Source organism: Candidatus Westeberhardia cardiocondylae (assembly GCA_001242845.1).
Taxonomy (GTDB): domain Bacteria; phylum Pseudomonadota; class Gammaproteobacteria; order Enterobacterales; family Enterobacteriaceae; genus Westeberhardia; species Westeberhardia cardiocondylae.
Genome location: LN774881.1, coordinates 304216 through 326149, shown reverse-complemented (window position 1 = coordinate 326149; position 21934 = coordinate 304216). Strand labels below are relative to the sequence as shown.

13 protein-coding genes and 1 tRNA gene are annotated in these 21934 nt (G+C 22.0%); 9 read left to right on the top strand and 5 right to left on the bottom strand.

Annotated elements, in window-relative coordinates; all coding sequences use genetic code 11:
- The first annotated feature begins 140 nt into the window (after positions 1–140).
- Both cspE and WEOB_RS01305 read left to right on the top strand, forming a co-directional pair.
- Complete coding sequence (gene cspE / locus WEOB_RS01310; RefSeq protein ID WP_281264073.1) at positions 141–350, top strand: transcription antiterminator/RNA stability regulator CspE; 210 nt, start codon at positions 141–143, stop codon at positions 348–350.
- Between the two features lie 1338 nt (positions 351–1688).
- Positions 1689–3062 carry a TerC family protein gene (locus WEOB_RS01305; protein ID WP_281263756.1) on the top strand — a complete coding sequence of 458 codons (1374 nt, stop codon included), beginning with the start codon at positions 1689–1691 and terminating at the stop codon, positions 3060–3062.
- A gap of 165 nt (positions 3063–3227) precedes the next feature.
- Here WEOB_RS01305 and WEOB_RS01300 read toward each other — a convergent pair whose 3' ends face one another.
- The gene (locus tag WEOB_RS01300) at positions 3228–4130 is read right to left on the bottom strand and encodes a cation diffusion facilitator family transporter (protein ID WP_281263755.1); all 903 of its coding nucleotides are present in this window, start codon (positions 4128–4130) and stop codon (positions 3228–3230) included.
- Between the two features lie 735 nt (positions 4131–4865).
- On the opposite strand from WEOB_RS01300, the gene WEOB_RS01295 reads away from it, so the two are divergent.
- The 4 genes from WEOB_RS01295 to WEOB_RS01280 all read left to right on the top strand — a co-directional run bounded on the left by WEOB_RS01295 (position 4866) and on the right by WEOB_RS01280 (position 11739).
- Positions 4866–4953 (top strand) — tRNA-Ser (locus WEOB_RS01295).
- A 257-nt stretch (positions 4954–5210) separates the two neighbouring features.
- Entirely contained in the window at positions 5211–6983 is a 1773-nt protein-coding gene (gene sppA, locus WEOB_RS01290; protein ID WP_281263754.1) for a signal peptide peptidase SppA, read from the top strand.
- A gap of 773 nt (positions 6984–7756) precedes the next feature.
- Complete coding sequence (gap, locus tag WEOB_RS01285; protein WP_281263753.1) at positions 7757–8755, top strand: type I glyceraldehyde-3-phosphate dehydrogenase; 999 nt, start codon at positions 7757–7759, stop codon at positions 8753–8755.
- Between the two features lie 1262 nt (positions 8756–10017).
- Positions 10018–11739, top strand: a complete 1722-nt coding sequence (locus WEOB_RS01280; RefSeq protein ID WP_281263752.1) for a potassium/proton antiporter — start codon at positions 10018–10020, stop codon at positions 11737–11739.
- 159 nt (positions 11740–11898) lie between these two features.
- Here the strand turns inward: WEOB_RS01280 and alr are convergent, their stop codons facing one another.
- Together alr and tsaB are read right to left on the bottom strand one after the other, a co-directional pair.
- Positions 11899–12969 carry an alanine racemase gene (gene alr / locus WEOB_RS01275; RefSeq protein WP_281263751.1) on the bottom strand — a complete coding sequence of 357 codons (1071 nt, stop codon included), beginning with the start codon at positions 12967–12969 and terminating at the stop codon, positions 11899–11901.
- Positions 12970–13792: 823 nt separating this feature from the next.
- The gene (tsaB, locus tag WEOB_RS01270; protein ID WP_281263750.1) at positions 13793–14467 is read right to left on the bottom strand and encodes a tRNA (adenosine(37)-N6)-threonylcarbamoyltransferase complex dimerization subunit type 1 TsaB; all 675 of its coding nucleotides are present in this window, start codon (positions 14465–14467) and stop codon (positions 13793–13795) included.
- A gap of 516 nt (positions 14468–14983) precedes the next feature.
- Between tsaB and WEOB_RS01265 the strand changes: the two genes are divergently transcribed.
- Positions 14984–15760, top strand: coding sequence for an enoyl-ACP reductase FabI (locus WEOB_RS01265; protein ID WP_281263749.1), 777 nt, complete (start codon positions 14984–14986; stop codon positions 15758–15760).
- 548 nt (positions 15761–16308) lie between these two features.
- Here WEOB_RS01265 and WEOB_RS01260 read toward each other — a convergent pair.
- Positions 16309–17295 (bottom strand): beta-propeller fold lactonase family protein, encoded by a 987-nt coding sequence (locus tag WEOB_RS01260; protein WP_281263748.1) that lies wholly within the window; start codon positions 17293–17295, stop codon positions 16309–16311.
- A gap of 811 nt (positions 17296–18106) precedes the next feature.
- Here WEOB_RS01260 and gpmA point away from each other — a divergent pair.
- Entirely contained in the window at positions 18107–18802 is a 696-nt protein-coding gene (gene gpmA, locus WEOB_RS01255) for a 2,3-diphosphoglycerate-dependent phosphoglycerate mutase (RefSeq protein ID WP_281263747.1), read from the top strand.
- 333 nt (positions 18803–19135) lie between these two features.
- Complete coding sequence (gene cls / locus WEOB_RS01250) at positions 19136–20596, top strand: cardiolipin synthase (protein ID WP_281263746.1); 1461 nt, start codon at positions 19136–19138, stop codon at positions 20594–20596.
- 175 nt (positions 20597–20771) lie between these two features.
- Here the strand turns inward: cls and WEOB_RS01245 are convergent, their stop codons facing one another.
- On the bottom strand, positions 20772–21341 hold the full coding sequence (locus WEOB_RS01245; RefSeq protein ID WP_281263745.1) for a thymidine kinase: 570 nt from the start codon (positions 21339–21341) through the stop codon (positions 20772–20774).
- Positions 21342–21934 lie beyond the last annotated feature (593 nt).

Sequence of the window (21934 nt, the reverse complement as noted above, 5' to 3'; positions counted from 1 at the left end):
ACATGTTTATATAATTGAAAAATCAATTTGATAAATTTTATATTTTTTTGATTTTGTTTAAATATGTCTTATAGAACGGTAATTTTGTTTCAAATAAATTTTATATCAAGATAGTTTAAAACTTAAAGGAAATGCGTAAGATGGTGAAGATTAAAGGTCAAGTTAAGTGGTTTAATGAATCTAAAGGTTTTGGTTTTATCACTCCGGTTGATGGAAGCAAAGATGTATTTGTTCATTTTTCTGCTATTCAAGGAAATGGTTTTAAAACATTATCAGAAGGACAACAGGTAGAGTTTGAAGTTCAAGAAGGACAAAAAGGTCCATCTGCAATTAATGTTACTACTTTGTAGAATTTTGGTAATATAATGCGTTTTTGCATGTAGTTATATAAGGGGGTTTTGACTATAATGGTCTTGATGAGAATCCCCTTATTTTTTTGTATATAAAATTCTGTTATATTAAAATTTTTATTATTGATTTTTTGGTAAATTTATCTCAGTTTTTAAAATTCTACATATTGTTTTTGGAAAATAAAATAATTTTTTGTCATGTAATATTGAAATTAATAACAGTAGTTATGATTTTTCATGTAATAGTTGAGAATTTTATGCAATTTTAATAAACGTTATGTAATTCATAGAAAAACTGAATTTTTTTTATTTTTAATATTTTGCATATATTGCAACATTTTTTAAATTTATAGAAATTAGTATTTATTTTTAGAATTCTAATTATTTAATTAAATAAGTTTTGGATTTTATTTCATATAAAATTAAATGTATTAGTTGTAATTTTAGATGTTTTTGAAATATATTTTTTATTTATTTAATTCATTTAGTTTTGATAAATGTATTTAAATTTTTATTTTAATGTGAAAATTTATAACTATCATTATTTTAATTATATAATATGGATTTTTATTATTTTATTTTATATTAGATTTGATTAAGGTTTTATTTAACGTTTTATATAGCGTATTTTAATGTTTTTATCCATTATTGTTTTGATAAAGTAATTGAAAGAAAAATTATTTATATTGTTTTAATTAAAATTGTATATTTACCTTATGCAAGGTAGCATGTTTGATATTTATATTAATAAAACTTTTGTAATATTGTTTTCAAATTTTATTTGACAAGAATTTTTAATTCTACGGAGTTTTTATTAGATAAAATTTTTATTAAGATATGATATGATGAAATTATTATAAAATAATAAATATATGATTTATTATGAATAAACAAACGCGTATATTTTTGTTATGGTTATACCAATATTGTGTTTATTAGAAAATTTTTAAATATATCAATATGAAATGTTTTATTGGGTTTATATAGTTTAAATAAATAGAAATAATTTTTAGTTAAATATCTGTTATATTAAAATATTATTTTGCATTTTATTTTACAAAAAAGATTTGATATATATAAAATTTTTTTGTTTAGAAGTTTAAAATTAAAATTAAGATACTATAAGAGGTATATTTTATTTAAATGATTTCTTATCAGATTTATTTTCTATTTTTTCGTTTTTTTCAAAACTTCTTTTTAAAAAAATTGTATTTTATATCTAGTTTTATTTTTCCAGATTTAATCTGTCTTTATAAAATAGTGGTAATAAGTTTTTTCAAAATTTATTTAGCATAAAGCTTATTTTATATAAACTCAGATTATGTTATGGAGAAGAAAATGGAATGTTTAATAAATCCTTCAATGTTAGTTGGATTATTAGCATTAATTATATTGGAAATTGTTCTTGGAATAGATAATATTTTTTTTATTATTGTTTTAACTAGAAAATTGCCTCCAAAAAAAAGAAAAAGTGCTCGAATTATTGGTTTAATATTTGCATTAATTATGCGTTTAGGATTATTGTCATGGATTTCATGGATGGTAACTTTTACAAAACCTTTGTTTCAAATTTTTACTGTTTCTTTTTCTGGAAGAGATTTAATTTTGTTATTTGGAGGTATTTTTTTATTATTTAAAACAATTACTGAACTTCATGAACGATTAAAAAATAAAATACGAGATAAAGATTCTGAGAAAAATTATTCTGGTTTTTGGACCATAATATTGCAAATTGTTTTTCTTGATGCAATTTTTTCATTAGATGCAGCAGTTACTGCGGTAGGTATGGTTAATAATGTATCAATTATGATGATTGCAGTAATAATTTCTATTCTTATCATGTTACATTTTCTAGATTTTTTAACAAAATTTATTAATGCGCATCAAGAAATCATAATATTATGTTTAGGTTTTTTATTAATTATAGGATTAAGTTTAATTTTAGAAGGATTTGGATTGCATGTTCCAAAAGGATATTTATATTTTTCAATTGGTTTTTCTGCATTAATTGAATTATTTAATCAAATAGCGTTTCGCAATTTTATTAAATATAAATTTTTTGAATCCTCTAAAACTTGTACGCGCGAAACAATTCTACCATTTATGGATAAAATTTGTATTAAATCAAGATATTATGACTATATTATGAATATAAATACTCAAAATGTTATTTATTCTTCATTTAAAAAATTCTATTCTGAAAATAAAAAACCCCTTATGATGAATAAAAATTTTTCTTTATATTCCAAAACCCTTCGATCCATTATGACTCCCCGTAATAAAATTAATTGGTTAGATTGTAAATGTTCTTCTGATGAATTGTTAATTCAACTTATGAATACTTCGCATAATATTTTTCCAGCTTGTAACGGAAAATTGGATCAATTAATTGGTATAATTTCAGCAAAAGATATAATATTAGCAATAGAACAGGGGAAAAATATACGAAATTTTATTTCTAATAATCCTGCGATTGTTGTTTTAGAAGACTTAAATATATTGTACTTATTAAATAAATTTCAACAAAAACAGAATAATATGTTTATAGTTTGTGATATATACGGTGTAGTACAAGGATTAATAACACCAGTGGATATATTAAAAGAAATTTTAGGAAATTTTTCTAATTCGAATAATATTATACAATCATCAAACGATTTTATTACAAATAGAAAAATACTTAATTATAAAAATTATAAAAATATATTTTAATTATTTAATTGTATTAAATAATTTTATTTATATGAATTTATAAAATTCATATTTCTATTATGTATAATAAATAAATTATGTATTTTATTTATAATAAAAAGAATATATTTCTAATTAAATAGAAATTTATTATGTTATTTATCAATATTTTATACTGGTATAATATTATTTTTTTTGTTTTTGATTTTTACGATAATGTTGTTCAGGTTCTAAATGTATAAAAACATCTGCTGAAGAGAATAATTCTTTTACTTTTTTTTCTATATTGCTGCAAATATTATGACCAGTAATAATATTTAATTTTCCGTCAACACTTATACGTGATTCAATAAATACTTTATCTCCACTATTTCTAGTTCGCAATTCTTGTATTTTTTTTACTCCGAAACATTTTTGCATTGTTTTAATAATACGTTTTCGTTCAAATATATTTAATTCATGATCTAACAGTTGTAATAAAGTTGATTGAATCATATTTCTTGCATTCCAAATCATATAACAAGAAATTGAAAAAGCACCAAAAGCATCAGCTCGTGTCCAACCAAGTTGGTTTTCTAATAATAAAGCGCAAAGAACAGCAATATTTATAGCAATATCGGTAACATAATGAGCTCTATCAGCAGCTATAGCAATAGAATGTGTATATTTTACAACTAAAGTTTGCATCATGACTAGCATAGTAGCACAAAGTGTGCTGCCAATAATAATACTTATTCCCAATTTTTGGGACGATAATATTTGAGGATTAATAAACCGATTTATAGATTCAAAACATAGTGTTATACCAGCTCCAGCTAATAATAATGCTTGCACGAATGCTGCTACAGCTTCAGCTTTTCCATGACCATATCTGTGACTATCATCCGCCGGTCGTTGCGCATAATATACTCCTGCTAACGTAACCACTGATTCTAATACATCTACGAATCCATCAGCAGCAGAAGTTAACAATGCTATAGACCCGGTTGCTAAACAAGCCCATATTTTAATAGATACTAAAGCCAATGCAATACTTAGTGATGCAAATGAAGCAATACGTGTAAGATTTTTTTTATGTAACTTTTTCATTATTACACTTATGTTTAAATAAAATTTGTAAATTATTGATATTAGAAACTTGTATTTAATTACATTGAATAGTATACATTTATACAAACATTTGTTTATAACATGATTTTCGACAATAATATATTAGGATCGCAATTTTTTGTATAAAAGTCAACGTTTAATAGGAATTAAGTTAATATGCCTTGATAAAAAAGTCATATTTATATACTTTTATATTTATCAATTTATATTAAAACTAGTTCTGTTTTAGTATAATATGTTGTTATACCTGTAAATAAGTTTTTATATATTATATTTTATGTTTTATGCATAAATATATTTAAATTTTATAGATTCATATTTATAAGTTTGTTGTTAAATTAAATATTGTATTTGTATTTTATACAAGATGTTTGTGTAAATAATTTAGTTTGTATTTTGATAACTTATATTTTAACATTGTTCAACACACATAAATTGTATACAGTGCGCATTGTTTATGAGAATTTTATAATTAATTTCATAAATTTAATAAAATTGTGTAATATATTTGTTTCTATTGAATTTATGAAAAATATTTCAGTAAATTTTGTTAAATTTATCAAATTAGTTATCTAAAAGATTAAATATTATTTGAAATAATTCTGTAGTTATGATAGAAAAATGATGTTTGTTCGGATTATTTAGTTTTTTATTAATTTATAATTTCAAATTTTATTTATGAATTTTTTAATTATTATATTTACAAGTTATTTCGGTGAGGTGTCCGAGTGGATTAAGGAACATGCTTGGAAAGCATGCATATACAACAAGTATATCAAGGGTTCAAATCCCTTCCTCACCGTGATTGGTAAATATTTTGTAATTGTTGGATTTAATATATTTTGTATTATTAATTTGAAATAAATACAAAATTTTAATAAGTTTTATTATATTTTTATTAAAATTTTGAAGATATAACTTGTATTATATTACGATTATAATTAGAAGTATATTTTAAAAATTAATTTTAGATTTTGTATTTAATGTATTAAAATAAAATTTATTATTTTGATAAATCTTTTTTTAAATTACATATTTAACACGTAATACGGAATTTATATGTTTCATTTTTTTAGTATTATTTTTAATTTTTTGATTTTTTTGTATAAAACAATAAATTGTGTTAGAATTTTTTTTCTGAATATAATATTCGCAATAGTTTTTTTTATTATTATCTTATTTTGTTTTAATTTTTTTTATTTTTCTCCTTTAAAATTTAAAGGTGCTTTATTAGTAGATTTATCTGGTAGGATAGTAAATAAACCACCAGTAAACAATAGTTTTTTCAAAATGAATAAATATTTTTTTAAGTCACACAAAAATCAATTAAGAGAAAATTCTTTGTTTGATATTGTTAATCTTATTCGTCAAGCAAAATGTGATGATAATATTACTGGAATGATTTTGTCATTAGAAAATATTGTTGAAGCAGATCAAACATCCTTACAATATATTGGAAAAACATTACAAGAGTTTCGTAGTGTTGGTAAGCCTATTTATTCTATGGCGGGAAATTATACTCAAACTCAATATTTATTAGCTAGTTATTCTAATAAAATATATTTAAGTTTGTATGGAAAAGTAGATATACAAGGTATGTCAATTAATAATTTTTATTATAAAACATTATTAGATAAATTGAAAATTGACACTCATGTTTTCCATGTTGGTCGTTATAAATCTGCTGTTGAACCTTTTATTAGAAATAATATGTCTCAGTTTTCTTATGAAGATAATAAGAGATGGCTTGATAAGATTTGGGAAAATTATTTAGATATAGTTTCGAAGAATAGAAATTTGACAAAAAAACAATTATTTCCTGACGTTAAAGAAATATTAAATATATTTCAATTTGTAGGTGGAAGTGATTCTCAATTTGCTTTACGCAACAAATGGGTAGATGAAATAATTTCTGGTTCTTTGTTCGAAAAAAAAATGATTGAAGAATTTGGTTGGAATAAAAATATACAATCTTTTAATCATGTTAGTATTTATGATTATAAAAATAAAAAATGTATAGAAGAAAAAAATAAAATTGCGATTATTATTTTGAATGGATTTATTACTGATGGTACAAGTAATTTATTGAACTCAACGAACGCTAGCATAATTTGTCAGCAAATTCGTGACTCTCGTTTAAATCCAAATGTAAAAGCTGTTGTTATTCGTGTTAATAGCCCTGGTGGTAGTTTGCAAGCTTCAGAAAAAATTCGTTCTGAACTTGTTGCAACACGTTTTTCTGGTAAACCAGTCGTAATTTCTATGGGGGGCATAGCGGCTTCCGGGGGATATTGGGTATCGACTGCTTCTGATTATATAATTGCTGATTCAAATACATTGACTGGATCAATTGGAATTTTTGGAATTATTAATACGTTTAACAGATTACTAGATAATATTGGTGTGCATGTTGATGGTGTTTCTACATCATCATTAGCAGGTATTACATCTACAAAATTACTTCCAAATGAATATTTAGAAATGGTAAAAATTAATGTTGAAAATGGTTATCGATCCTTTATTGAATTGGTTGCAAAATCGAGGAATAAAACACTATTAGAAGTTGATAAAGTAGCTCAAGGGCATGTGTGGGTTGGGGAGGATGCTTTAAAAAATGGTTTAGTAGATCAATTAGGGGATTTTGAAGATGCGATTAACAAATCTGTAGAATTAGCTAATTTAAAAAATTTTCAGTTAAAATGGTATACTATTGAAATGAATTTTATAGATTCGTTATTAATGAGAATAAATAAATATGTTTGTTTTTTTATACAGGAAAATTTTCAGTATTTTGTTTACAGATTTTTCCTGAATGGTAATGTTTATATGTAATATAATGAGCTTATTGAAAATTTTATAAAATTAGATTCTTACAATTATAATAGGAGTAATATATTAAAAGTTTTTGCGTGTTTTAGTATGCGATTAATGTTTTGCTTTGTGTATTTTTTAATTTATTAAATATTCGAATTTTGAATATAGAATTTTAAAGAAATAAAATTTAAAAAGCGAATTAATTTATAGACTATTTTAGTTTTTGGATTTTTACTTTTAAATAAAAAACATTTAGTTTTGTTAAAAATCAATATTATTTAATTTATATAGATAAACAATCTATCACAAAATATTATTAAGTTAAAATTTATATCATAATTATGTAACAATTTATTTTTTTCAAAATTTAGTTCGAATTGTATTTTATATTTTGAATATAGTTAAATTTTGTTTTTGTAAAATATTAGGTTAGAAATTTTGACAATTTTATATTTAAAGAACCATATTTATATATTTTAAATACACATATATATTTTATTAAAAATATATTTAAATTTTATATTTATTTCATTTTAAATTACGTAAAATTTGATTATAAATTTTATTGAAATAATAGTTTTTTGTGGTATGATGAAAGTCGTTTTAGATATATAACTGATATTTCTTATTTTTTAGTATGATATAAGTTTTTTGAACAAAAATTTAGCGTTTATATATTGTATAATAAAGGAAATTTCATAAATAATATTATATTTTGTTTTCAACTAAATAAAGTAAATACGTGGTTTTCGAAAAATGTATTTAAATTTATAATATAATTGGTGAATATTATGGCTATTAAAGTAGGAATTAATGGATTTGGAAGAATTGGTCGTGTTATCTTTCGTGCATCTCAAAGTCGTGATGATATTAAAATTGTTGCTATAAATGATATATTAGATATTGATTATATAGCTTATATGATTAAATATGATTCAACTCACGGAATATTTGATGGAAATATTAAAATAGATGGCCATAGTTTAATAGTAAATGGAGAAGAGATTTTTTGTACATCAGAAAAAAATCCTATGAATTTAAAATGGAAAAATGTGTTTGTTGATGTAGTAATAGAGTCTACTGGTATGTTTTTGACTGATAAAGATGTTCGAAACCATATTATTTTTGGTGGTGCAAAAAAGGTAGTAATAACAGCACCTTCAAAAGGAAATATACCAATGTTTGTTATGGGTGTGAATCATGAAACTTATTCTGGTCAGGATATAGTGTCTAATGCGTCTTGTACCACAAATTGTTTAGCGCCTATAGCTAAAGTAATTAATGATAATTTTGGAATTATAGAAGGATTGATGACTACTATACATGCTGTAACAGCGACACAGAGAATTGTTGATGGAGTATCTCTCAAAAATTGGAGAGAAGGTAGAGGAGCTTTTCAAAATATAATTCCTTCTTCAACTGGTGCTGCAAAAGCTGTAGGAGAGGTTATACCTGAATTACATGGGAAATTAACCGGTATGTCGTTTCGTGTTCCAATATCGAATGTATCAGTTGTAGATTTAACAACGCGTTTTAAAAAATCAGCTACTTACGAAGAGATTTGTTCTGCAATAAAATTTTCTTCAGAAAATGAATTAAAAGGTATAATGGGATATACGGAAGATGATGTTGTTTCAAGTGATTTTAATGGAGAAAAATTAACTTCTATATTTGATGCAAAAGCTGGAATATCATTAAATAATAATTTTGTTAAACTAATATCTTGGTATGATAATGAAGTAGGATATTCCAACAAGGTATTAGATTTAATTTCTTATATTAGTGATTGATTTGTATAAACAAGAGATATTTTATCCTTGTTTTTTTTATTTGTATATTTAGTATTAAAGCACTGTAAATGTTTGTGTATGCAAATGTAAGCTTTTGAGGTTCATCTTGCAGAAAATTAACATATTATTTGTAAATTATTTTATAATAAGAGTGTCATGGTTTTGTTGTTTATTTTTTGTGTAGAAAAATTTGAATTTTATTTTTTTGTTTGGTTGAAAATGTAATAAAGTTTTTTAAATTTTTTTAAAAATATAAGAAAAAGTAGTTTTGTTTTAAAAGATATATTTTATTATTTTGGTATTTTTGTGAATAATTTTTGTTGTTTTAGAAATTCATATAAAGAACATTGTTCTTTTATTTTTTAAAAATTTTTCTTTTTTGTGTATGCAATATTATAAATTTTGAAAATTAAATAATATTGTGAATATAAAAATATGAATATTAATAAAGATAAATTAAATAATGAAATGACTTATATAAAATGTAATTCATGTAATGAAGTTAAAATTTTATAGAAATTTATTTCGTTTTATATTTATTGATTTTGAAATGAGATTATCATCAAAATAATAATTGTTATGATTTAATAAGATTTGTAACATTATTTTAAAAAAGTATGAATAGGTTTATTTTTAAGTTTGATAAATATTCTATATAAAAATATTCAGGAAAAATTTAATTTTTTAGTTTATATAAATAAGTTTGTGTATTTTTATAAATAAAATTTTAGTAAAATTAATTGGACGTATTTAATATAATATTTTTTATAAATATGCATCTTCAACATAAGATGCGATTTTATCGTTTTATTTTGTTTTTATTTTATTCATTAATATTTGAATATAATTATTTATAAGTTTATATATTAATACAATATTAAAAAATATTATGAAAATTTTATAAAGTTAAATTTAATAAAAGTAATGTGTTTTAATTTTAATAGCAGGACTTTAATTTTTTAAAATTATTCAAAATTTAGTAATTATAATATGCAAAATTGATAATTTGTGTTCATTTTATCTTATCTTAAAATTATTTAATATTATTTTATATAATAAATATATATGTTTAATTTAGTTTATTGGTATATGTATAGATTTTGTATAAAACATAAATTAAAATTTTCTTAGTTTTATTAAAGATTTGATAATATGGTAAAATAATAGTTGTTTATGCAGAACTAATCAAAATAAATGATTTTTCAAGGTTATTATGATATAAAATTTTGATATTTTATAAAAAATGTTTTGGAGGAATAAAATTGGAAAGCCAAGCTATCATAGGTTTATTTATTATTGGCTCAATTTTGGTGGGAGGTAGTATTTTGCTTAGTTCTTTATCTTCTCGCTTAGGAATTCCAATTTTGGTTATTTTTTTAGCTATTGGTATGTTAGCAGGGGTTGACGGTGTCGGTGGTATTGCGTTTGATAATTATCCTATAGCATATCTTATTAGCAATTTATCTTTAGCAGTAATTCTTTTAGATGGAGGAATGCGAACAAAAGCTGTAGCTTTTCGTGTTGCATTGCTTCCTGCATTGTCGCTATCTACAATTGGTGTAATAATTACTGCGGGTTTAACTGGTATAATGGCAGCTTGGTTATTTGGTTTGGATTTGATAGAAGGAATGTTGATAGGTGCTATTATTGGATCTACTGATGCAGCAGCGGTTTTTTCTTTATTAGGGGATAAAGGAATGAATCAACGTGTAACATCTACATTAGAAGTAGAATCTGGAAGTAATGATCCAATGGCTGTATTTTTAACTATTACTTTAATTGATATGATAAAAAGAGGGCAGATTTTTCCAAATTGGATATATTTAATTCATTTTATTCGAGAATTTGGATTAGGTATGATTATTGGGTTTGGGGGGGGATGGTTACTTCAACAAATAATTAATCGTATTTCTTTAGCTAATGGATTATATCCTTTGTTAGCAGTGAGTGGGGGAATAATGATTTTTTCTTTAACAACTGCATTGGAAGGAAGCGGAATTTTAGCAGTATATTTGTGTGGATTTTTGTTAGGGAACCGTCCGATTCGTAATCGATATGGGATTTTACAAACATTTGATGGTATTGCTTGGTTAAGCCAAATTTCTATGTTTTTAGTATTAGGATTGTTAGTAACTCCAAGCGATTTATGGATAATTGCTATACCGGCTTTAATTTTATCACTTTGGTTAATGTTAGTTGCTCGCCCACTTTCTATATTTATTGGATTATTTCCATTTTATAATTATACTATTAGAGAGCGTTTTTTTCTTTCTTGGGTTGGTTTACGCGGAGCTGTTCCAATTATTTTAGCAGTTTTTCCTATGATGGCTGGATTGGATAACGCAAAATTGTATTTTAATGTAGCTTTTTTTATTGTTTTAATTTCATTATTATTACAAGGTACTTCGTTAAGTTATGCAGCGAATTTAGCAAAAGTTGTGGTTCCTCCCATTGTTTCTCCTATTTTTCGATTTGGAATGGATATTCATCCAGAACATTTGTGGGAGCAATTTATCTATCAATTGAGCAACGAAAATTGGTGCGTTGGATTAATGTTACGCGATCTAAAATTTCCTAAATCTACAAATATTGCAGCTTTATTTCGGGGAAATATGTTATTAAATCCTAATATTAATGTAAAATTACGTTCTGGAGATTTAATATGTATTATTGGACATGAACGAGATTTACCTGCTTTAGGAAAATTATTTAGTTATTCTCAGCCTATGTTGTTAAATCAACGTTTTTTTGGAGATTTTATATTAGAAGCTGCTACTACATTACGTGATGTTTCTAATATATATGGATTACAGTTTACTGATTCAATTGATTCAAAATTAACAGTTGGACAATTTGTTACATCCTTATTAGGGGGGGGGGAACCAGTTGTTGGAGATAGTGTTACAACTAGAGGAATTATTTGGATTATTGCGGAAAAAGAAGAAAGAAAAATTAGAAAAATTGGTATTAAAATTTTTAATTAATATTGTTACAAGTGACGAAACTAATAAATGTTATTATAAAGATTAATGCAAATTAAAAATATAAATTTTTTAGTATAAAAATTAATTTAGTAAAATATTTGATTTTATTATAAATTTTTATTCTAATAATTGGAATTGATAATTAAATTTATTTGTGTTTTATTGAATTTTCATTTTAATTTTTTGTGATAATTTACTTAATAATTCATAACTAAGAGTTCCAGATAAAGTTGCTATTTCATCAACTTTAATGTTTTTTCCCCATAATTCAACATTTGATCCAATTTTTGCGTATGGACAATGTTGTAAATCTATAGTTATTGTATCCATGCAAACTTTTCCTAAAATTCGTGATTTAGTATTATGTATCCATACTGGAGTTCCAGTTGGGGCATTTCTTGGATAACCATCTGCATAACCACAAGCTATAATTCCTATTCTTCTTTTTTTTTCGGTTTTATAAGTTCCTTTATATCCAATGTATTCTTGTGCAGATATTTTTTGTATAGCAATTAATTTACTTTGCAATGTCATTACTGGTTGAAATCCATTACGAGAAATATCTTTCCAATTTCCATTTGGAGAAGCTCCATATAAAATAATACCCGGTCTAATCCATGTTCCATGTGTTTTTGGATGCCAAAGTATAGCAGATGAATTAGCATAACATTGTGTACAGGGAAAATATTGAATAACATTGTTAATTTTTTTCATTTGTTCTTTTATTTTTTCTATGTTATTTGAATCTGAAAAATGTGTCATTAATGCTAATGTTGAAATTTGTTTTAAAGAATTTAATTCTTCTAAAACATTTAATATAATTTTTTCATTAAAACCAAATCTGTTCATTCCGCTATTGAATTTTACATAGATGTTTAAGGGAAATTTTAGTGTTGCCCTTTTTATAGCTTGTATTTGCCATTTACTATGAATAGTTATAGTTAAATTATAATATGCAATAATAGCTAGTTCTTTAGGATTGAAAAAACCTTCTAATAATAGAATAGCACCTTTCCATCCATTTTTTCGCAAAAATATTGCTTCATGTAAATTTAGTAAAGCAAATCCATCGGTTTTTTTTAGCCCTTTCCATACTGCGTATAATCTATGACCATAAGCATTTGCTTTGACTACTGACCATATTTTTTTATTTGGGGCATGTGAACGTATAATATCTAAATTTGATTCTAATGATGAAGTTTTTATTATAGCTGTTATTGGACGAGACATAGTTAATTTTTAATTTTATTTAATTTAAAATGTTTGATTTGTTGAATATACTACAAAATTTGTGTTAAATATCTAAGATTTAAATCCTAGTTTATAAATGATTATTAATAAATTTGATACATTTATTAAAATTTTATAAAAACGTTATTTTAACAATTTTAAGGAACAATTATAATGTAAAATATAAACTGAATCTTTATTTTTTTGCAATTGAATTTTATATTTTGTATTATTAGAATTGAAATTTTATGGTATTGATTTTTTTTAAATTTATTAATATAAATTACAAATGATTCATTTTTTTAAAGTTATATTATTATTTTTATTAATATGAAATAATTATACGTTACTTTAATATGAAAATAAATGTTTAAAATTATTTAAAATATTGTAAATTATTTTTTTTGAATTATATTTTTAAATTTTTCATCAATATTAAGAAGATTCATATTTAATTTTAAAATATCTGGTGAATATTATAATTTTAAATTTGAAAATTAAATAAATTTTATTTTAAGTCATAAAGTTTCTAAATAATGAATATATATTTTTTGATCTATTTTATTTTGAAATTATTCTGTGTGTATTAAATTATGTTTAAATATAATAAAAAATAATTATAATATTTATATTATGTAATTTCGTATAAATAGAATTTTAGTATTTGTAATTAATATTAAAAAATTTATGATAAATATTTATAGTGTTAATTCTAAAATTAAATTGCATTACGAAGTAATACATTATAATTATATTTAAAAATAATTTAAGTAAAATTTTATTTTATTTCAATAAATTTAAAATATTACACAATAAAAGGGAATTATATATTATTCAGATAAATAGGATGTATTTTTTCTACTTCAGTTGCATTTTTTCTAAAGTTTATTTTTTTTATTGCTAATGGTATAATATCTTTTGCATGAGGTAAGAAATTATTTACGGAAATAAATCGTAGTTTTTTACGTATGTGATTTTCAAACTTTTCACAGATATTTCCTGTAAATATCCAAGAATTTTTTAATTTTGGTAATAAATTTATTATTTTTTCAAATTTTGTAATTTTTTCATTTTTTTCCCCAAACCATACTCCATGTTTTTTTCTTGTATATTTTGTCCAATAGATGTCATTATTTTTTACATTTATTGCGGTTAATATTTTGGAACACCCAGTATTTTTCCAAGCTCTTTGAGCTAATATCATCAATGTTGATATTCCTATTTTTGGAATATTTGCAACTAGTGCTATACTTTGTATAATATTAATTCCAAGTCGAATCCCAGTAAACGCTCCAGGACCGCGATTATAAGCCAAAAGATTAATATCATTAATTGTGATTTCTGCTTCTATTAATAATTGATCTATTATTTTTAAAACATATTTTGTGTGTTTGTTTAAACTAACGCAAGATTTATTAAAATAAATTCCTTTTTTTAATAAAGATACAGAACAAATTTTTGTTGTGGTATCAATAGATAATGCATTAATTAAAGGCATATATTTTCGCTTAATAATAATGTTACTGATTATTTGTTATCTAAATATTTTTGTAAAATTTTCATAATGATTATAAAAATTTAATTTTGTTAAAATATCAAAATTTTTACAAATAAAAGATTTTTTAATATATTATTATTTGTAGATTTTTTTTTGTATTGATTATATTTTTACATAAATTTTATTTAAATAATTTTAACATATAAAGTATTTGATGTATAAATATTTTCCATAAATAAATTTTTGAAAATTAATTTTATTTAATAAAAAATTATTTTTATGCTTAATTAAATAATTTAAATTTAAATATTTGTATATAGAGATTGAAAATAATTTGTGCAATCTTACTTAATGTTAAGTAGCTTATTTAATTTATTAAGTAAATATTGATTAAGTAATATCAATATATTTTAATTTAAAATATGTAAATAAAAATTAAATTTTATAATTAACACACTCCTTATTTTTGGTTATAATAAAATATTATAATTAAATTATTTTAAATTTTGGTTACATATGGGAATTCTTGAAAAAAAAAAATTTTTAATTACCGGAATTTCTAATAATCATTCGATTGCATATGGAATTGCTAAGATAATGCATAAAGAAGGTGCAGAATTAGCATTTAGCTATCAAAATGAAAGATTAAAATCAAGAGTAGAAAAATTTGCTATGAATTTTAATTCTAATATTGTTTTTCCTTGTAATGTACAAGATGATAATGCTATTTATATGTTATTTAGTTCATTATATAAAATTTGGCCAAAATATGATGGATTTGTTCATTCTATTGCTTATGCCCCAAAAAAACAATTATTTGATGATTATGTAAATTCCATTACTAAAAAAGATTTTTTTATTACTCATGATATAAGTAGTTATAGTTTTATTGCGATGGCAAAAGCTTGCAGAAATATGTTAAGTTCCACTGCATCTTTAGTTACATTAACATATTTAGGTTCTAAATGTTTTATTCCTAATTATAATGTTATGGGCCCTGCTAAAGCTTCGTTAGAAGCTAATGTTCGCTATATGGCAAATTCTATGGGTAAACAAGGTGTAAGAGTAAATGCTATTTCAGCCGGCCCTGTTTATACTCTAGCATCTTCTGGGGTTAAAGGATTTAAAAAAATGTTATCTTATTGTAAAACTGTTGTCCCTCTTCGCCGTCTTGTTACTATTGAAAATATTGGAAATGTGGCGTCTTTTTTGTGCTCAGATTTTTCTTCTGGTATTACTGGAGAAATTTTGCATGTTGATTGTGGTTTAAATACTGTTGGTATGTTTGTTTAAGATTAAATTTTGATAAAGTAATAATTTGGAAAAATTTCAATTTTAGTTTTGAAGTTCATCAATACGCATATATTTTGCAAATAAATTTATTTAATAATAATTATTTAACTATTAAATTATAAATATTAAATATAAATATTTCTCATACAATTTTAAAAATTATTTTATTAGGAAACAATATAATTTTTAAATCTCATAAGGTTTTTGTGTATATTTAAAAATTTTATTAAATAAAAAATTTTAATAAAATATTTTTATTGTATATTTTCAGTATTTATATAAATATTGTTTATATGGTATTTGTTCATTTTTTGATTAGCGTATAATTTATATTTATCAAAATATTTAATTTTATATTAGCAGATAAATAAATTTTTAATATGTAAAATAGAAATTTTTGATAAAATTAGATATATTTACATAAATATATAAGTAAAGTCATTTAGAAAACTTTTTTAAAAGTTTTCAAATTAGTAAAATTTAAGTTGGTGAATAAAATTTATATGTATATTTTATAAAATCAGACAATATTTTTTAATATTATTTGTTTAATTGTAAAAACATATGCTTATAGGTTCTTTTCCGACTTTTTTTCTAAAATATGTAGTTAACTTTCCTGTTTTTGAGTCAATTTTGTAAATTGACATACAATGTGAATTTTTTCCAATAATTGCTAAAAATTTTCCTGTTACATCAATATCAAAGTTATAAGGTTGATTTTCTGTTTTTTTATAGTAAATTAATACTAATTCGTCTCCTTTTTCAGAAACTGAAAAACAACTAATAGTGCTAGTGGCTCTGTCTGTGCAATATAACCATTTATTATTTATAGTAAGATAAATTTCTGCAGACCAACTTGAAACATTTTTAGAAATTGTAGGATGAATACTAATTGTTTGTATAATGAGTAATTTATTTGTAGAAATAATTGAAACTGTTCCGTTTAATTCATTTATAATGTAAGCATAATTTTTTTTATTATGAAATACCATATGACGAGGCCCAGGGTTGTTTTGCATTTCTATAAAATTTATTGTACTTTCTTCTAAATAACCTGTTTCATTTATGGGGTATAAATATATTTTATTTATTGTTAAACAGGGAATCCATAGATTTTTATTTATAAAATCAATATTAACAGAATGACAAGTTAATAAGTTGTTTAATATTTGTTTTTTTTTGCATACATTTCCATCTTTAATAGGATGTATAGTTACAGAATTACCAGTATATGAAGCGCAATATAACATATTTCCTTGAAGATTGATTGTAAAATGTGTTGGATTATTTTGTAATTTTATTGAATTTTCTTGAGTAAGTAAACCGAATTTGTTAATTCGATAAGTTATTATTTTAGGTGGAAATTGAGTTCCAAGATATAAATATTTTTTTTTTGGATTAATTTTTATAAATCTTCCATTTCCACAAATATTTATAATTTGTAATAATTCTATATTTTTATGAAAATGACTCATTTTAAAAATGAATATTTGTTTGCTTTTAAAATTAGCAATATAAATAAGCTTAGTTTTCATATCAATTTATTAAATATTAAATTATAAAAAATTATTTTATTGGTGGAGTAAAATAAAACTTATTAAACAAAATAAGTAATATTTAGTAATTCTATATGAATATTGGTATTATTCAAACTAGTGCATCATTTAATATAAATTAGTTTATTATTTGATTCAATATATACAATATTAAAATTAATATTGATTTAACCATGAATTCTTAATTTTATATGAATTTATCAAAGTTATTTAAGAAAGTTCATTTAATAAAACAAGTATATGAATATTCATTTTTAAAACAAGTTCCATATAAAATTTTTTAAGTTAATGAAATAATAAATTTATAAAATTTAATTTAAAATTTATATATTAAAAATAATTATCTATTATATTTTATAATATGTAGATAATATTATTAACATGTATATTTTTTAAAAATTTATTAAAAATTTTTATAATTTTAAAATTTAAATTATTTCATCATATATTTTATTTAATTTGTAAATGTGTATTTTGTTTTATATTTTAAATAATTAAAACAATAATTATAGATTTATTAAAGAAATATATGTTATTTATGAAATTTGCGTTCAGACTTTATATAGCGTTTTATAATATTTTTAAATAAATAAGAAAATATTTAACTTTGTGTTATATTAATAACAATGTTGAAATTTTAATAAACTAAATATTTAATAACTAATTATAGCATAATTAAACTATTTATTTTACAATAATCATAATATTTTATAAATTATTTATTTAATGTTGGATATTAATTATTAATTATTAAATGTTAGAATTTAACTATTTTAAGGAAAAATGTAATATGAATATTACTAAATTGGTCTTAATAAGACATGGAGAAAGTCAGTGGAATTATGAAAATAAATTTACAGGTTGGACTGATATTGATTTATCCGAAACAGGTAAAATTGAAGCAAAAAACGCTGGAATTCTCTTAAAAAAAAGGGGATATTTTTTTGATTTTGCTTATACTTCTTTATTAAAACGAGCTATACATACATTATGGATAATTCTTGATGAATTAGATCAAGCCTGGATACCTGTTGAAAAATCCTGGAAACTAAATGAGCGGCACTATGGTTCTTTACAAGGGTTAAATAAAGATAAAATTATAATGAAGTATGGGGAAAAACAAGTTAAACAGTGGAGGCGTAGTTTTTCTGTTTCTCCACCTAAAATTGATAATAAAGATGATCGTTTTCCAGGAAATGATATTCGTTATTCTAAATTAAACGTAAAGAAATTACCCAAGGGAGAAAGTTTACGATCGACGGTTAATCGTGTTATTCCATATTGGAAAAAAAATATTGTGTTAAAAATACAAGAAAATAAACGCGTTATTATTTCTGCACATGGTAATTCTATTCGAGCTATAATAAAGTTTTTAAATAATTTAAATGAAAAAGAAATTTTAAATTTAGAAATTCCAACTGGCATTCCATATATATATGAATTTGAAAATAATTTAAATATAATTAGACATTATTTTTTATATTAAAACAAACAAAATTGTATTTTTTTAAATTTTATTGAATATTTGTATTAATTTTAGTGATGTAAATTTTTTGGAAAAATTTTGAGAAATTTAAAATTTTGTATGTATAAGAGTTTATTATATATTTTAAAAATAAAATTTATTTATAAATTTTTATGTATGGAATAAAATATTTCATAATTAGATATGTTATTTAATAAAATATATTATTTAAATAATTTATATTTTATTTTGAAGTTAATTTTTTATAAGAATTTAAGATTTAATATTTTACAATATAAAAATAAAATCTTTATGAAATTTTATTATATAATTTTGAAGTAAGGTTTTATATATATGATAATAGTACATATTATTTTCAATTGGTTATTATTATTAGGATATTGGATGTTAATATTCAAGATTATAAAAATATTATTTATTAAACGTCGTTCAGTTTCAGAATTCACAGCATGGGTATTGGCAATATATATTTTACCTATTGTAGGAATAGTCGCTTATTTATTATTAGGAGAATTAAATTTTGAAAAAAAAAGACAAAAAAGAAACAAAATTGTTTCTTTTTTTTTTAAAGAATGGATAAATAATTTAAAAAAATATCGATATATTTTTTCTGAGAAAAATAGTGATGTTGCTTATTCTGTATTTGAATTGTGTAAGTATCGTCAAGGAATGCATGGGCTAACTGGAAACGATATACAATTATTAATTAATACGCAAGATATAATACAACAATTAATTTGTGATATAAAAATAGCTAAAAAAAATATTGAAATCGTTTTTTACGCTTGGCAAGTTGATGGTTTAATAAATCAAGTAATGGTGGCTTTAATAGATGCAGCGCATCGCGGTGTGCATTGTAGAATTATGTTAGATGCTATTGGTAGTATGAATTTTTTTCGAAGTATTTATTTTAATAAAATGCGCGAAGCTGGAATAATTATAGTAAAAGCTTTACATATTGATATATTGCATATATTCTATCGTAGAATGGATTTACGACAACATAGAAAAATGGTATTAATTGATAATTATATTTCTTATGTTGGAAGTATGAATATGGTTGATCCAAAGTTCTTTAAAAAAAATGTTGGAGTAGGAAAATGGGTAGATATTATGTTACGAATAAAAGGTCCAGCAACTATTGTTATGAAAATGATTTTTTCTTTTGATTGGATAGTAGAAACTGGAAAGCGTATTTTATTTTTTCCAATTAAATTCAATATTTTTTCTATTAAAAAATTTTCAAATCATACTATGCATATTATTGCGTCGGGTCCTGGTTTTCCAAAAGAAATAATTCATCAAGCATTATTAACATCAATTTATTCAGCTCGTAAAATATTAGTAATTACTACTCCTTATTTAATTCCAAGTAACGATTTACTATGTGCAATATGTTCTGCTGCTCAAAGGGGAGTAAAAGTGTATATTATTATTCCGTTTAGTAATGATTCTATTTTAGTAAATTGGGCGAGTCGAGTATTTTTTTCCGAATTGTTAGAAGCAGGAGTATTTATTTATCAATTTAAAGGAGGATTATTACATACTAAAAGTATTTTAATAGATAATCAATTGAGTTTGATTGGAACAGCTAATTTAGATATGCGTAGTTTATGGTTAAATTTTGAAATTACTTTGATAATTGATAGTAATGATTTTGGAAAAAATCTTTTTCTTGTTCAAAAGAAATATATTTCTCGATCTAAATTAATTGAAGCTATTTCTTGGTCAAAAAGGCCATATTGGAAAAAAATTGTAGAACGATTTTTTTACCTATTTAGCCCTTTATTGTAATAGTTAATTTAAATAAGTTCATAAAACATTATGAGTTGAATTTTTTTTATTGATACGTTGTGAATATAATAAGCTATATGTTATAAATTTTTTAAATAAAATTAAGAAACAAAATTATAAAAATTAGTTTTTGTAAAATAAAATTAAATCTAGAACATTTATTAAAATTTTTTGTTTATTTTTGTATAAAATGTTTACGACATACTGACAAGTATTGATTATTATCTCCAATTAAAATTTGTTTTCCTTTTCGGATAACCCCCCCTCTATCATCAATTCGTAGTACTCGATTAGCTTTTTTTCCACAAAAACATATAGTTTTTAATTCTACTAAATTATCTGACCACGCTAATAACCATAAACTACCTGTGAATAAATTTGCTTGAAAATCTGTACGAAGACCATAGCAAAGTACTGGTATATTTAATATATCTACCACGTTACATAATTCTTCAACTTGATTTTTATTTAAAAAATGGCATTCATCAATTAATACACAATGAATGGTATTTTTTTTGTTTTTTGTATTTATTATTGAAAATAAATTAGTTTCTTTATTAAAGATTTTTGCTCGTGCAGATAGTCCAATACGAGAATTTACTTTTCCATATTCATATCTATCATCTATTTCTGTTGTAAATATTAAAGTTTTCATACCCCGCTCTTTATAATTGTAAGATGATTGTAATAACGCAGAAGATTTTCCGGCATTCATTGCAGAATAATAGAAATATAATTTTGCCATAAATTCAATTTTTATCTTTTTATAAAATATATAATAACTATTGATTAAATAAAAGTTTTGATTATATAATGTTTACGTAGTAAATTTTATTTATATAATTAATAAAATTAATATTTTTATGTTAGCATAATATTTTATTGAATTTATTTATTTTTTGTATTTTATTAAAATATTTTAGAGATGTTTATTTAGTATTTATTAAATGTAAAATGTTTTCTGAAATATTTTAGATATGCACAAAAAAAATAATTTGTTTTTGTGTTAATAAATTTTAATATTTTAATATTTATTTAAGAGATTTTTGTACAGTATATTTTATAATACGCGAATTATACAATAATATATTGAAATATTGAATAACTAAAATTAATAAAGTAAATGTTTATTTATTTAAATTTAAATAGATTAATTTCAATTTTGAAAAAATATAAATAAGTGAAGTATCAAAAATTTCTAATAATATTAAAATATTACCAGCATGTTTTAAAAGATGTAATTTAGAAACTTTAGAAGAAATTTTAAAAATTAGCAATTGTTGTAAATAAACGAAAGAAGGAAAAAATCGAATACAGAATAAAATAAATAATAAGAAT